We start from the raw sequence: 12,847 nt of genomic DNA, 5'->3' as shown, positions 1-12,847 counted from the left end.
CATGATTCGTGAAATTCTGAAAATGGGCGATGAGCGCCTGCTGCGCATTGCCCCGCCAGTGCCGGCCGAGATGTTCGACAGCCCCGAGCTGTGGCAACTGATCGATGACATGTTCCAGACCATGGAAAGTGTGGGGGGCGTTGGCCTGGCTGCTCCGCAGATCGGCGTCGACCTGCAACTGGTGATCTTCGGTTTCGAGCACAGCGAGCGTTATCCGGATGCCGAGGCCGTGCCGCAGACGATCCTGATCAACCCGTTGATCACACCGCTGAGCCCGACCCTGGAAGAGGGCTTCGAAGGTTGTTTGTCCGTGCCTGGCCTGCGTGGCGCGGTGCAGCGTTACCAGCAGATTCGCTACGAAGGTGTCGACCCCAAGGGCGAGCCCATCGTACGCATTGCCTCGGGGTTCCACGCACGGGTGGTGCAGCATGAGTGTGATCACCTGATCGGCCGCCTGTACCCGTCGCGCATCACCGACTTCAGCAAGTTTGGCTTCACCGAGGTGATGTTCCCGGACCTGGACCCCAACGCGGACGATTGACCCAAATCCACCACATTTGACCTTCATCAGGCTTGAGCAGGCGCCAACCCCATCGCAATCATCGGCTTGCTGCGCGCATAACGGCTCAAGCGTTCAACCATCGCGTAAGGCATCGGCGGATTGAAAGTAAACCCGCGTCGCTCATAAAACCCCCGCAAGTCCGGATGGCAGAACAACCACACCGGCAGTTCGCAATCCTTCACCGCGGCCGCAATCAACCCGGCGGCAAGCCCTTGTTCGCGGCAGGCCGGATCGACAAACAACCCGGTCAGCCAATGCCCGCCGGACACCGGACGCAAACACAGCACGGCAACAATCTGCTCACGCCGGGCCACCCACAGCTTTGCGTCGCGTACGGCTTTCATCGACGATTGGTGAGCGCGGTAGAACTTGTTCATCAATGGCCATAACGGCTCGTCGAGCAGGGTGAATTGGGTATCTGGCATGGTCTCGGACTGTCGGTGTGCAAAGCGGGCGATTATAAAAGAACGCGCGCGCCGGGATAGGTGTATACCTGATCTCACATCCCCATGAGTGGAGTACGCATCATGTCCAAAGGTATGGATTCAAAGAAATCGGCGAAAAAGAAACCGGTGAAAACCGCCATTGAAAAGCGCGCGGACAAGAAGGCCAAGAAGGTCGGTGTGTTCGGTCACTGATCCCGCGTTGATTGATCGCTCCCATGCAACATGGGAGCGATCCTCCAGAAAAAATCTGCAAGATTTCCCAAGGCCAATGCACAGAAGGGGACTGGTTCCCGATCTGAGCAACGCCATGCCCCATTACTTTGATAGCGCCCACCAAGAAGAAATCGAAACCCTGCGCCGACGCTTCACCGCGCGCACCGAATGGCCGACCTGGTTGCTGTTGATCGGTGTGTATGGCGGCTGGTTTGGCATCGTGTTGAACAGCCATCGATTGGGTTTGTGGTGGAGCACGCTGTTGCTGATTCCATTGCTGGTGCTGTGGTTATCCGTGCAACACGAACTGCTGCACGGCCATCCCACGCGCTGGCCAACCCTGAACAAAATCCTTGGCTACGCGCCGTTTGCCGTCTGGTATCCGTACACCTTGTACCGCGATAGCCATTTGCTGCATCACCGCGACGAAGACCTGACGATCCCCGGTCGCGATCCGGAAAGCCGTTACCTGAGCACCGGGCAGTGGCAGGGCAGTTCACCGCTGGTGCGCAGCCTGCACTGGCTGAACAAAACCGTGCTCGGCCGCTTTGCCCTGGGTGCACCGCTGGCCTTGCTGGCCTTGGTTCGGGAAGAACTGCAACGCCTGAGAGCGGGCGAGCGCCAGGCCTGGCTGATGTGGTTGAGTCACGGCTTGATGACCGGGTTGATGCTGCTGTTCATCGCGAGCTTCAGTGTGTTGCCAGTTTGGCATTACCTGTTTTTGATCAGTGTGCCGGCGCTGTCGATCGCCATGGTTCGCTCCTACTATGAACATCGACCTCATGCCGCGCCGGAGCAACGCACGGTGCTCAATGAAGCGGCGTGGCCGTGGCGCTGGCTGTTCCTGAACCTCAATTTTCATCTGGTGCATCACGAGTTGCCGGGGTTGCCCTGGTACGACTTGCCCCGCGCTTACCGGGCCCGCCGCGAGCAATGGCTGGCGCGCAGTGGCGGGTTTCTGGTGCGGGGTTATGGGCAGCTGTGGGGTGAACATGGAGTGAAGGCTATTGATAGCCCACAGCATCCGTTCCACTGATTTTTTTGCTAAACGCCTTCCCCCCCTGTGGGAGCGGGCTTGCTCGCGAAGGCGATTGGGCATCCAGCATTTAAGTGGACTGGCACACCGTATTCGCGAGCAAGCCCGCTCCCACAGGGGATTTTCATTGCATGGGACTATTTCGATGACCCAACACATCGCTGAACTGCTGATGTACACCGCCCCGGAACCCATCCATCAGGCCAACACACGCTGGTTGGCGCGAATCCTCGAGCACCTGGGCGACACCCGTCGTGATGCCGAAGGCCTGTCACTGATGCAGATGTGGTTGTCGCAGCACTTGCTGCTGACACAAACCTGCGGCTATCCGCTGATGACGGCATTGCACGGCAAGGTCCGGGTGCTGGGGCGGCCTCGTTATGAGCTGCCGGACAGCAGCGGCGGCAATCATTGCAGCCTGATTCTGGGACGCATTGATGATGCACGGCCAACCCTGGCGGATTTTCGCGGCAGCCGAGGCGTGATCAATGGCCTGGATTCCAACAGCGGCATGAATCTGCTGCGCCACCGGTTGGCGCCGTTGCAACGTGACGGGCGGTTTTTTGCTCAGGTCGGCATCAGCGGCAGTCATCGTGAAAGCCTGCGCTGGTTACGCGAAGACCTTGCCGATCTGGCGGCCATCGACAGCGTGACCTTTGCCTATCTGGCACGCCATGCCGCAGAGGAAGTGGCTGGTTTGCGAGTGATTGCCCGCACTGCGCTCAGTCCTGCCTTACCGTTCATTACCGCCGCGACGGTCAGCGATGAGCAGGCTGAAGAGCTGCTAAGGGTGATGAACCTGGCGTTGCGCGAACTGCCGGAGGTTGCCGAAATCCTCGGTTTGCCAGAGGTACTGCCCGCCAGCGAAAGCGACTATCAGGTTGTGCTCGATTATCAGCGTGAAGCCGAGACGTTGGGGTATGGGGATTTGCGATAGGACGCAATAAAGCTTTAATTTCAAAATAGAATATAAAAATAAGTTTTAAGTATTATTAATGAATAAGGCTCCTTGCTAGGATTCGCCTCACCGGACCACCGGACATTCAGCGACCCCTAACCCAGGAGCCCCTATGTCCGGCGCCGATATTCTTCATCGCAAACACGTGGACGGCCTGTTCCGCGCTCACTACCACTGGCTCTGCACGCGCCTGCGTCAGTCCCTGAACGATGCCGCCGCTGTCGAAGACATTGCCGGCGAAACCTTCGTGCAACTGCTCCAGGCCCCTGGCCTGACGGCAATCCGTGAACCCCGTGCCTTGCTCACCACCATCGCCCAGCGCCTGCTCTATCAGCGTTGGCGCCGAGGGGGGCTGGAGCGCCGGTATCTTCAGCAACTGCAACAGGCCGAGCCGATCCACGCCGAATCGCCGGAGGTACTGGCTCAGGTGTCCCAGACCCTGAGCCGTGTGGATCGCAGTCTTCAACGGCTGCCAGGCAAAGTCCGCTCGACCTTCCTGCTGTCGCGGATCGACGGCCTGACCTATCCGCAAATCGCCGCGGTGCTGGGCATCTCGCTGCGTTCGGTCAGCGACTACATGACCCGTTCCCAGGCCCTGTGCGACCGGCACAGCGCCAATCAATTCCTGAACAGCCCACTCCAGAACAAGAGGTCCGCATGAGATCGATCAAAACCCTGCTCGGCAGTTCGCTGCTGGCCCTGAGCCTGTTGTCCCACCCGGCATCGGCCACGGAAAAAGTGGCACCTATCCACTTTGGCGATATCACCTGGGAAAGCGGCAGTTTCATCACGGAAATCCTGCGCCTGATCGTTGAAAAAGGTTACGGCTACCCGACCGACACGCTGCCGGGCAGCACCGTCAGCCTTGAAGCGGCGCTGGCGAAAAACGATATTCAGGTCATCGGTGAAGAGTGGGCCGGACGCAGTCCCGCCTGGGTCAAGGCGGCGGCGGAGGGCAAGGTGTTCGGCCTCGGCGATACGGTCAAAGGCGCCACTGAAGGCTGGTGGGTGCCGGAGTACGTGATCAAGGGCGATCCCGAGCGCGGCATCAAGCCCTTGGCTCCGGAGCTGAAATCCGTTGCTGATCTGGCGAAGTACAAGGACGTGTTCCGTGACCCTGAAGACCCGAGCCGTGGACGTTTCCTCAACAGCCCGACTGGCTGGACCTCGGAAATCGTCAACAGCCAGAAACTCAAGGCCTATGACCTGACTGCCAGCTACGTCAATTTCCGCACAGGGTCCGGTGCCGCACTGGATGCCGAGGTGGCGTCGTCGATCCGTCGTGGCAAACCGGTGCTGTTCTACTACTGGTCGCCGACACCGCTGTTGGGGCGTTTCAAACTGGTGAAACTCGACGAACCGCCGTTCGACGCTGAAGCCTGGAAAACCTTGGCCGACGCCAACAACCCGAACCCCAAAGGCACGCGCTCGATGCCGGCGAGCCTGGCCATCGGCGTATCGGCACCGTTCAAGGCGCAATACCCGGACCTGGTGACGTTCTTTGAAAAGGTCGATTTGCCGATCGATCTGTTGAACCAGACCTTGGGCCAGATGAGTGAAAAGCGGCAGAAACCCCGTGAAGTCGCCGAAGCGTTTTTGCGTGAACAGCCGCAGGTGTGGAAGGGCTGGGTGCCGGGGGAGGTGGCCATCAAGGTGAGTGCCAACCTGTAGTTTTGTAGTGTCTGGAAGGTAGCCATCGCGAGCAGGCTCGCTCCCACATTGGGTCGGTTGTGCCCACAAATCCCGTGGTCAACAAAGATACCCTGTAGGAGCGAGCCTGCTCGCGATTGATCTCAAGTCTTACGCCAACTCGGCGGCCAACGCCGCTTTCACCGCCGGCCGCTGATCCACCCTGGCTTGAAACCTTGCCAACGCCGGCCACTCATTCAATTCAATGTCGAACAACCGAGCCCAACGCAGCACCGTAAACAAATACACATCAGCAATGCTCAACCCGCCCGCCATCAAGTAATCCTGCCGCTCCAGCGTCTGGTTCAACACGGCAAAACGCTTGAACAGTTTCTCCTTGATCAGCGCTTTCACCTCTTCGGTAAATCGAGCGTTGAACAGCCAGCCGAGCCCGCCGTGAATCTCCGTCGAGATGAAGTTCAGGCATTCCTGCAACCGTACTCGCTCGAATGTCCCCTGCACTGCGGCCAGTTTCGCTTGCGGCCGCAGATCAGCCAGGAATTGCAGAATCGCCGGCCCTTCGGTCAGCACTTCGCCGTTATCCAGTTGCAAGGCAGCGACGTAACCCTTGGGGTTGATGGCGAGAAAGTCGTCGCCGTCGGCCGTGGTTTTGCTGATGTTGTCGACGCGGATCAATTGGAAAGGCAGTTCCAGTTCACGCAGCACGATATGCGGCGCCAGCGAGCAGGCTTGGGGGGCGTAATACAGCTTCATCGGGCGGGCTCTGGTTGTGGATTTACGCCAGTGTCATAGTGCGCGGCGCCCCCGGTAAAATTAATCTTTCAGAAAGCTGCCATAAGGAAAGCTACTGCCATGATGAACCTGATGCACTGGCGAATGGTGGTGGCCGTGGCGGATATCGGCAACATCACCCGAGCCGCCGAACGGGTCGGCATGACCCAGTCAGGCGCCAGCCAGGCCCTGGCCTTGATCGAGGAAACCCTCGGTGTTCAATTGTTCACCCGGGAAAACCGCCAGACGTTGCCGACAGCCATCGGCCTGCCGGTTATCGAGCAGGCACGGACCATGCTCGGTGCGCTACAAGCCATTCGCAGCACCGTCGAGGCCGCAAAAGGTGTTGAACGCGGGACGATTCGCCTGGCCAGTTTTCCCATGGTACTGGCGACCTTTCTGCCGCCGTTGCTGCGTCAGTTCAATCGGCTTTACCCCGGCATTGAGGTGGTCGCACTGGAGGTCAGCGATGACGAAGTGGAAACCCTGCTCGGCGCGGGGTTGGTGGATGTTGGCGTGGTGCTCAATCCGTCTGCCGAGCGCAAGGCCAGTCCTTTGGGACGCGATGCCTGGATGGCGGTATTGCCCGGGGGCCATCCGCTGGCGCGGCGTTCCCATGAAGAAGGCGTCTGCCTCGAAGAGTTGGTGACGCAACCTTTTGTACTGGCCACGGGCGGTTGTTCGACCAATGCGCGAAGCCTGGCTGCCGATGCGGGGCTGCAACTGCAGGATGTGCGCGTCGAGGTCCGCGAATGGAGCAGTGCGTTCACCCTGGTGCGGGAAAACATCGGCGTGAGCCTGGTGCCGGAGATGACGCTGCCGGGCAATCGGCAAGGTTTGCGCGTCGTACCGGTGTTGCCGCGGATCGAGCGCGAGTTTGCCTTGGTGGTCGCGACGAACAAACCGCCGTCGGCGGCGGTGCAGGCGCTGCTGGACATGCTCGACGGACGGTAACCCCCGACAAGCCGCTGGACTGATTTCGTCCTCAATGCTGGCCGACTAGTGGCCTTGCAAACCTGAGGTTGCCTTGCTGTGTGGCGATCCAGGCGGCAACCTGCGGCCATTCAAGGCAAGCCATTGCAGCAATGCTTCAGGAAACCGGGGTGTTGCGCCAGGCGTTTGAAATATTCATCGACGGCGGGGTAGTCAGGACGGTCGATCGGCGTCATCAGCCAGCGATTGACCGACAAACCGATGACAACGTCGGCCAAAGTAAACTGTGGTCCGGCGACATACGCCTTGGTGGTCGCGAGTTGATGTTCGAGGATGCCCATCTTCTGGTTCCAGCCGCGGATGCCGACTTCGAGGCGATGCGCGTCCTGGAACTCCGGGTCCTTGCGCACCAGCGCCATGAACGCATAACTCCACGACGGATTGAGCTCGGTGGCTTGCCAGTCCATCCACTGTTCCACCCGGGCGCGTGCCGCCGGTTCACCAGGCAGCAGCTCGTGGTGGTGTTGGTGTTTGCCGGCCAGATAGCGGCAGATGGTATTGGATTCCCACAACACGCCGGCTTCATCGATGATCACCGGCACCTGTGCGTTGGGATTGAAGCGCAGGAACTCGGGGCTGTGGGTGGACGCGAAGCCACTGCCCCAGTCCTCGCGTTCGTAGGTTATGCCCAGCTCCTCACAGGTCCACAGGACTTTTCGGACGTTGATGGACGAGGCTTTGCCGAGAATCTTCAGTGTGTGTTCCATTTGAGCTGCTCCATCGCGTATGGCGTAGGTGTAATTGTAGGAGTGGTCTGTAGGAAAGGCGTTTCGGCAGGTTTCCGCTGCCTACGATTTATTGCGTCATTGCCTACAACTACGCCAGAATCCGCCGGCTTGTGCGCCTGGTATCCGGACTCTATCGTTCCGCGTCGCTGCAAATTCAGCGATCGGGTCTAGCAGCCTGGATACTTTAGGCGCATAGCGTCCACCACTCATGAACAGGTGTTTTTTATGCCTGTCAGTTCATGTTATGGCGGCTGTGCGCGGGAAGACCTTCGGGTCTACCGGGTTCTAGAGTCCTGGTCTGCTAGCCCGCGCATGGCTGCCACCTTATTTTCGTCTAGCAGCGAATCGTGGCAGCTCCATCACTCTAGGAGCATCACCATGTTCAAACCCACGCCGAACCCCCCACGCAATCCCAGCCCAATGTTCTCCATCTCACCCGGCATCAATAACGAAACTCTGTTGGCGCACGCCTGCGAGTCGTTGGCCTCGGCGAGCGTCATGACCAATGACTTTGCTGCTTTTCTGGAAGGTAGCCAGCGCAATACGGCATTGGCGATCGCACAGATCATCATGCTGGCCGAGTTGGCGGTGAACCGGGTACTGGATAACCTCGATCCGCAGGACTAAACACAGAGCGAGGGCGAGAGGCTTTCCCTGTGGCGAGGGGGCTTGCCCCCGTTGGGTTGCGAAGCGACCCCAAAACAGACACTGCGGTTATACAGTTAAACCAAGTGAACTGGAATACGACTGCTCCGCAGCCGAACGGGGGCAAGCCCCCTCGCCACAGTGGTTTGTGTCGCGCTTATGTACTCTCGCGCACCTTCAACTCAAACCCCATGTCCTGCACCGGCTTGGCCACGGTATTGCCGGCCATCAGCGTCAGCATCTGTTCCGCCGCGCGGCGGCCGATGGCTTCGCGTGGGGTGTTGATGCTGCTCAGGCGCGGGACCATGTGTTCGGACATGGGCAAGTCGTTGAAGCCGAGGATCGCCACCTGCTCGGGGATCTTGACCCCATTGCGCATGGCTTCGAGCAAGGCGCCCTGGGCCAGGTCGTCGTTACCGAAGAAGATCGCATCGACATCCGGATGACTGGCCAGCAGTTGCAGGAACAGTTCGCCGCCGAGGCCGACGGAGGATGAGCGGGGCGTCAGCACTTCCAGGTCCGGGTCATACAGACCGGCCTTTTGCAGGGCTTTGCGGAAGCCTTCGCCGCGCAGCAAGGTGCGCTGATCCAGTTGCGCGCCGATGTAGGCCAGGCGTTTGCGGCCGCGGGACAGCAAGTGTTCGGCAGCTGTTTCACCGGCCGCCAGTTGCGAAAAGCCAACGCAGTTGAGCCCGGCGGCGCTGTCCAGCTCCATCATGTACACACACGGAATATTGCTGGCCTCGATCATCCGCCGCGAACTTTCGGTGCGGTCGAAACCGGTCAGTAACAAGCCGCGCGGCTGATAGGCCATGTAGTTGCGCAGCAGGTTTTCTTCTTCATCACGGGAGTAATGGAAGTTGCCGATCAGCACTTCGAAGCCCTTGGGGCGCAAAACCTGATGGATGGCTTCCAGGGTGTCGATGAACAAAAGGTTCGACAACGACGGCACCAACACCACCACCGATTGGCTCTGGGCCGAGGCCAGGGCGCGGGCGGCAGGGTTGACCACATAGTTGAGTTCCAGCGCGGCTTTCTGCACTTTTTCCACCAGCTCGGTGGCCACGGTGCTGACGCCGCGCAAGGCGCGGGAGGCGGTGATCGGGCTGACGCCGGCCAGTCGGGCCACTTCGTTCAGGGTAGGGCGGCCAGTGGTGCGGGTATTTTTATCGTTTTTAGTTGGATTCATCGACGGCTTGCCAAACAAAATTCAAGGCACTAAGGTAGCGCTGTCTCGATGCAGCTGCAAATGCGTGAGCGAGGGTTCGCCTGATCCTCGCTTTTTGGTGTTGAGACCTAACCTGCTGCAACCCACAAAATGACAAGAAAGGCGTCGGCAACATCTGCTTTTGATCTAGTGTCATAACTGGCAAAGGTAGCGCTGTCTGCGCGCTGAGGTGTTACATGAATCATCCCATCACCGCCCTGGTCATCATGGGCGTTGCCGGTTGCGGCAAGACGTGCGTCAGCGAGGCCCTGTGCCATTTGAGCGGCGCCACGGCCATTGAAGGCGACTCTTTTCACCCTGCCGCCAACATCGAAAAGATGAGCGCGGGTATTCCCCTGAACGATGAAGACCGTGCCGGCTGGCTCGACAGCCTGTGCGATGAACTGCGCCGTGTCGACGCCAAGGGCCAGCGCCCGGTGCTGACCTGTTCGGCGCTCAAGCACGTCTATCGCGAACGTCTGCGCAGTGCCTTGCCGGGCCTGGGTTTCGTGTTCCTTGAGTTGACCCCCGAAGTGGCCGCCGACCGTGTGTCCCATCGGCCAGGCCACTTCATGCCGTCGACCCTGATCGACAGCCAGTTCGCCACCCTCGAATCGCCCGTCGGCGAGCCGTTGACCCTGGCGCTGGATGCTTCGACCCATAGCGTCGAGCAACTGGCGGCGCAGGCTCATGCCTGGTGGCAGGCGAACGGCCTGAAGCAGGCGGTATGACTGTGTTTGCAAAGACAGCGCTGTCCTCACGACTTCTGATCAACCCGCTTTAATAACAACAACAACCAGGAGACACCCCTAATGTTTGGCATGTCCCACGAGACGTTCCTGCTGCTCGATGCAGTGGTCACGGTGATCGGGCTTATCGTCCTGATCACCAAGTTCAAGTTGCACCCATTCCTCGCACTGATCATCGCCGCAGCCTTCCTCGGGCTGACCTCCGGCATGCCGATCGGCACCATCATCAAGGCGTTCCAGGACGGCTTCGGTGGCGTGCTTGGCTTTGTCGGCATCATCCTCGCGCTGGGCACGATGCTCGGCAAAATGATGGCCGAATCAGGCGGTGCGGATCAAATTGCGCAGACGTTGATCCGCGCCTTCGGCAAGGACAAGGTGCAGTGGGCGATGATGTTCGCCGCGTTCCTGGTCGGCATTCCGCTGTTCTTCGAAATCGGCTTCGTGTTGCTGATTCCGCTGGTGTTCATCGTGGCTCGCCGCACCGGCGTGTCGATCATCAAGATCGGTATCCCGCTGCTGGCCGGTCTGTCCGCGGTACACGGCCTGGTGCCGCCGCACCCGGGTCCGCTGCTGGCCATCGGCGTGTTCGGTGCCGACATCGGTAAAACCATCCTGTACGGCCTGATCGTTGCACTGCCGACGGCCATTATTGCCGGCCCGATCTTCGGTACGTTCATTGCCAAGCACATTCCTGGTCATCCGAATCAGGAACTGGTGGATCAACTGGTGCGCGATGAGGATGCAGGCGATCTGCCTAGCTTCGGCATTACCCTGATCACTGTGCTGTCACCCGTGTTCCTGATGTTGCTCAAGACCTTTGCCGATGTGGTGCTGCCGGACGGCAACTTCTTCCGCACTTTCATGGACCTGATCGGTCACCCGATCTCGGCCCTCCTGCTGGCGTTGCTGCTGTCGCTGTACACCTTCGGCTACAAGCAGGGCATCGGTTCGCAACAGATGCTCAAATGGCTGGATGCGAGCCTTGCGCCGACCGCCGCGATCATCCTGATCATCGGTGCCGGTGGTGGCTTCAAGCAGATGCTGGTAACCAGCGGTGTAGGTGATGTGATCGGTCACATGGCGGTGGCTGCACAGATCTCGCCGATCCTGCTGGCCTGGCTGGTGGCAGCGGTGATTCGTATCGCGACCGGTTCGGCGACCGTGGCGACCATTACCGGTGCCGGTATCGTAGTGCCGGTGGTGGGGATGATTCCGGGCGTGAACCGCGAGCTGCTGGTGCTGGCCACTGGTGCCGGTTCGTTGATCCTGTCCCACGTTAACGACGCCGGTTTCTGGCTGGTCAAGCAGTACTTCAACATGACCGTGGCTGAAACCTTCAAGACCTGGACCGCGATGGAAACCATCCTCTCCGTGGTTGGCCTGGGCTTTATCCTGTTGTTGTCGCTGTTCGTTTAAGCGATTCGGCAGGCACAAAAAAACCGCAGCGATGCGGTTTTTTTGTGGGTGAAAGGTTGACCCTGTTCTTTGTGGCGAGGGGGCTTGCCCCCGTTGGGCTGCGAAGCGGCCCCAAATCCAGTCATCGCAGTTCTTCAGGTAAGACGCGGTTTCAGGAATTACGACGGCTTCGCCGCCGAACGGGGGCAAGCCCCCTCGCCACAGTTTGTGAGTTTCACAGAGCTATGTGTCAGGCGTTGGTTTTCTGTGCCAACCCATCCGCCCGGAACATCCCGCGAATCCCGCGCACGGCCTGACGAATCCGGTCCTGGTTTTCGATCAGGGCAAAGCGCACGTGATCATCGCCATACTCACCAAACCCAACGCCCGGCGAGACACACACCTTGGCTTCGGACAGCAGTTTCTTGGCGAACTCCAGTGAACCCAGGTGCGCATAAGCCTCGGGAATCTTCGCCCAGACGTACATCGAGGCTTTCGGGTTTTCCACCATCCAGCCCAGTTCATGCAGGCCCTTGACCAGCACATTGCGTCGCTGCCGATACTGCTCGGCGATGTCGCGCACGCATTGCTGGTCGCCTTCAAGCGCAGCAATCGCCGCCACTTGCAGCGGGGTGAAGGTGCCGTAGTCGTGGTAGCTCTTGATCCGCGCCAGGGCGTTTACCAGTTCCGGGTTGCCGACCATGAAGCCAATGCGCCAGCCGGCCATGTTGTAGCTCTTGGACAGGGTGAAAAACTCCACCGCAATGTCCTTGGCTCCCGGCACCTGCATGATCGACGGGGCTTTCCAGCCGTCGTAGACGATGTCGGCGTAGGCCAGGTCGTGCACTACCAGCACGTCGTACTGCTTGGCGAGGGCAATGACGCGCTCGAAGAAATCCAGCTCCACGCACTGCGCGGTGGGGTTGGACGGGAAACCGAGGATCATCATCTTCGGCTTCGGAATCGAGCCGCGAATGGCCTGCTCCAGTTCAGCGAAGAAATCCACGCCCGGCACCAGCGGCACCGACCGCACCTGGGCGCCGGCAATCACCGCGCCGTAGATGTGAATCGGGTAGCTCGGGTTCGGCACCAGCACGGTGTCGCCCTGATCCAGGGTCGCCAGCATCAAGTGCGCCAGGCCTTCCTTGGAGCCGATGGTGACGATGGCTTCGCTTTCCGGGTCGATGTCGACCTTGTAGCGATCCTTATACCAGTTGGAAATCGCCCGGCGCAGGCGTGGAATACCCTTGGAGGTGGAGTAACCGTGGGTGTCTTCGCGCTGGGCCACCGTGACGAGTTTTTCGACGATGTGCGGCGGCGTGGCGCCGTCGGGGTTGCCCATGCTCAAGTCGATGATGTCTTCGCCACGACGACGGGCGGCCATCTTCAATTCGGCGGTGATGTTGAAAACGTAAGGGGGGAGTCGATCTATGCGCGCAAAGCGGCGCGGCGAACCTTGTTCGGCCATTGTTGCCTCGGATAACGTAAGCGCCC

The 12,847-nt window shown here is 59.8% G+C and carries 14 protein-coding genes; 9 read left to right on the top strand and 5 right to left on the bottom strand.

Annotated features, from left to right (window positions below; genetic code table 11):
• The first annotated feature begins 1 nt into the window (after position 1).
• Entirely contained in the window at positions 2-541 is a 540-nt protein-coding gene (def, locus tag AC1DVE_RS18090) for a peptide deformylase (RefSeq protein ID WP_103397564.1), read from the top strand.
• Positions 542-567: 26 nt separating this feature from the next.
• On the opposite strand, the gene AC1DVE_RS18085 is transcribed toward def, so the two are convergent.
• Positions 568-987: a GNAT family N-acetyltransferase gene (locus tag AC1DVE_RS18085; protein WP_223457965.1), complete on the bottom strand. Its 420-nt coding sequence runs from the start codon at positions 985-987 to the stop codon at positions 568-570.
• 328 nt (positions 988-1,315) lie between these two features.
• Here AC1DVE_RS18085 and AC1DVE_RS18080 point away from each other — a divergent pair, with 328 nt between their 5' ends.
• The 4 genes from AC1DVE_RS18080 (at position 1,316) to AC1DVE_RS18065 (ending at position 4,886) form a co-directional block, all read left to right on the top strand.
• Positions 1,316-2,257: a fatty acid desaturase gene (locus AC1DVE_RS18080; protein WP_223543450.1), complete on the top strand. Its 942-nt coding sequence runs from the start codon at positions 1,316-1,318 to the stop codon at positions 2,255-2,257.
• A 145-nt stretch (positions 2,258-2,402) separates the two neighbouring features.
• A complete protein-coding gene (locus tag AC1DVE_RS18075) occupies positions 2,403-3,194 on the top strand; it encodes a phosphate/phosphite/phosphonate ABC transporter substrate-binding protein (protein WP_477784102.1) in 792 nt (263 codons plus the stop codon).
• 133 nt (positions 3,195-3,327) lie between these two features.
• Positions 3,328-3,876: a sigma-70 family RNA polymerase sigma factor gene (locus AC1DVE_RS18070; protein ID WP_223457959.1), complete on the top strand. Its 549-nt coding sequence runs from the start codon at positions 3,328-3,330 to the stop codon at positions 3,874-3,876.
• The gene (locus tag AC1DVE_RS18065; RefSeq protein WP_223457957.1) at positions 3,873-4,886 is read left to right on the top strand and encodes an ABC transporter substrate-binding protein; all 1,014 of its coding nucleotides are present in this window, start codon (positions 3,873-3,875) and stop codon (positions 4,884-4,886) included. Before AC1DVE_RS18070 ends, AC1DVE_RS18065 begins: the two co-directional genes overlap by 4 nt.
• A gap of 129 nt (positions 4,887-5,015) precedes the next feature.
• Here AC1DVE_RS18065 and gstA read toward each other — a convergent pair whose 3' ends face one another.
• A complete protein-coding gene (gstA, locus tag AC1DVE_RS18060) occupies positions 5,016-5,618 on the bottom strand; it encodes a glutathione transferase GstA (protein WP_477784101.1) in 603 nt (200 codons plus the stop codon).
• 99 nt (positions 5,619-5,717) lie between these two features.
• Here gstA and AC1DVE_RS18055 point away from each other — a divergent pair, with 99 nt between their 5' ends.
• The gene (locus AC1DVE_RS18055) at positions 5,718-6,590 is read left to right on the top strand and encodes a LysR family transcriptional regulator (RefSeq protein ID WP_477784100.1); all 873 of its coding nucleotides are present in this window, start codon (positions 5,718-5,720) and stop codon (positions 6,588-6,590) included.
• Positions 6,591-6,700: 110 nt separating this feature from the next.
• Here AC1DVE_RS18055 and AC1DVE_RS18050 read toward each other — a convergent pair whose 3' ends face one another.
• Positions 6,701-7,336, bottom strand: coding sequence for a glutathione S-transferase family protein (locus AC1DVE_RS18050; protein WP_150756286.1), 636 nt, complete (start codon positions 7,334-7,336; stop codon positions 6,701-6,703).
• A 399-nt stretch (positions 7,337-7,735) separates the two neighbouring features.
• On the opposite strand from AC1DVE_RS18050, the gene AC1DVE_RS18045 reads away from it, so the two are divergent.
• Positions 7,736-7,984 (top strand): DUF6124 family protein, encoded by a 249-nt coding sequence (locus AC1DVE_RS18045; RefSeq protein WP_095942720.1) that lies wholly within the window; start codon positions 7,736-7,738, stop codon positions 7,982-7,984.
• A 175-nt stretch (positions 7,985-8,159) separates the two neighbouring features.
• Here the strand turns inward: AC1DVE_RS18045 and gntR are convergent, their stop codons facing one another.
• Positions 8,160-9,191, bottom strand: coding sequence for an HTH-type transcriptional regulator GntR (gene gntR, locus AC1DVE_RS18040; RefSeq protein ID WP_223455752.1), 1,032 nt, complete (start codon positions 9,189-9,191; stop codon positions 8,160-8,162).
• A 215-nt stretch (positions 9,192-9,406) separates the two neighbouring features.
• Here gntR and AC1DVE_RS18035 point away from each other — a divergent pair, with 215 nt between their 5' ends.
• Entirely contained in the window at positions 9,407-9,940 is a 534-nt protein-coding gene (locus AC1DVE_RS18035) for a gluconokinase (RefSeq protein WP_057713573.1), read from the top strand.
• Between the two features lie 81 nt (positions 9,941-10,021).
• Entirely contained in the window at positions 10,022-11,374 is a 1,353-nt protein-coding gene (locus AC1DVE_RS18030; RefSeq protein WP_223455753.1) for a GntP family permease, read from the top strand.
• A 229-nt stretch (positions 11,375-11,603) separates the two neighbouring features.
• Here the strand turns inward: AC1DVE_RS18030 and alaC are convergent, their stop codons facing one another.
• On the bottom strand, positions 11,604-12,821 hold the full coding sequence (gene alaC / locus AC1DVE_RS18025; protein ID WP_477784099.1) for an alanine transaminase: 1,218 nt from the start codon (positions 12,819-12,821) through the stop codon (positions 11,604-11,606).
• Between the last annotated feature and the right edge of the window lie 26 nt (positions 12,822-12,847).

This window comes from Pseudomonas sp. P4_B4 (genome assembly GCF_056402255.1).
Note: the sequence above shows the minus strand (reverse complement) of the source record. Positions and strands in the feature narration are given on the sequence as shown.

Coding starts and splice junctions, on each gene's coding strand:
- def (WP_103397564.1), top strand. CDS start 2: ATGATTCGTGAAATTCTGAAAATGGGCGATGAGCGCCTGCTGCGCATT.
- AC1DVE_RS18085 (WP_223457965.1), bottom strand. CDS start 987: ATGCCAGATACCCAATTCACCCTGCTCGACGAGCCGTTATGGCCATTG.
- AC1DVE_RS18080 (WP_223543450.1), top strand. CDS start 1,316: ATGCCCCATTACTTTGATAGCGCCCACCAAGAAGAAATCGAAACCCTG.
- AC1DVE_RS18075 (WP_477784102.1), top strand. CDS start 2,403: ATGACCCAACACATCGCTGAACTGCTGATGTACACCGCCCCGGAACCC.
- AC1DVE_RS18070 (WP_223457959.1), top strand. CDS start 3,328: ATGTCCGGCGCCGATATTCTTCATCGCAAACACGTGGACGGCCTGTTC.
- AC1DVE_RS18065 (WP_223457957.1), top strand. CDS start 3,873: ATGAGATCGATCAAAACCCTGCTCGGCAGTTCGCTGCTGGCCCTGAGC.
- gstA (WP_477784101.1), bottom strand. CDS start 5,618: ATGAAGCTGTATTACGCCCCCCAAGCCTGCTCGCTGGCGCCGCATATC.
- AC1DVE_RS18055 (WP_477784100.1), top strand. CDS start 5,718: ATGATGAACCTGATGCACTGGCGAATGGTGGTGGCCGTGGCGGATATC.
- AC1DVE_RS18050 (WP_150756286.1), bottom strand. CDS start 7,336: ATGGAACACACACTGAAGATTCTCGGCAAAGCCTCGTCCATCAACGTC.
- AC1DVE_RS18045 (WP_095942720.1), top strand. CDS start 7,736: ATGTTCAAACCCACGCCGAACCCCCCACGCAATCCCAGCCCAATGTTC.
- gntR (WP_223455752.1), bottom strand. CDS start 9,191: ATGAATCCAACTAAAAACGATAAAAATACCCGCACCACTGGCCGCCCT.
- AC1DVE_RS18035 (WP_057713573.1), top strand. CDS start 9,407: ATGAATCATCCCATCACCGCCCTGGTCATCATGGGCGTTGCCGGTTGC.
- AC1DVE_RS18030 (WP_223455753.1), top strand. CDS start 10,022: ATGTTTGGCATGTCCCACGAGACGTTCCTGCTGCTCGATGCAGTGGTC.
- alaC (WP_477784099.1), bottom strand. CDS start 12,821: ATGGCCGAACAAGGTTCGCCGCGCCGCTTTGCGCGCATAGATCGACTC.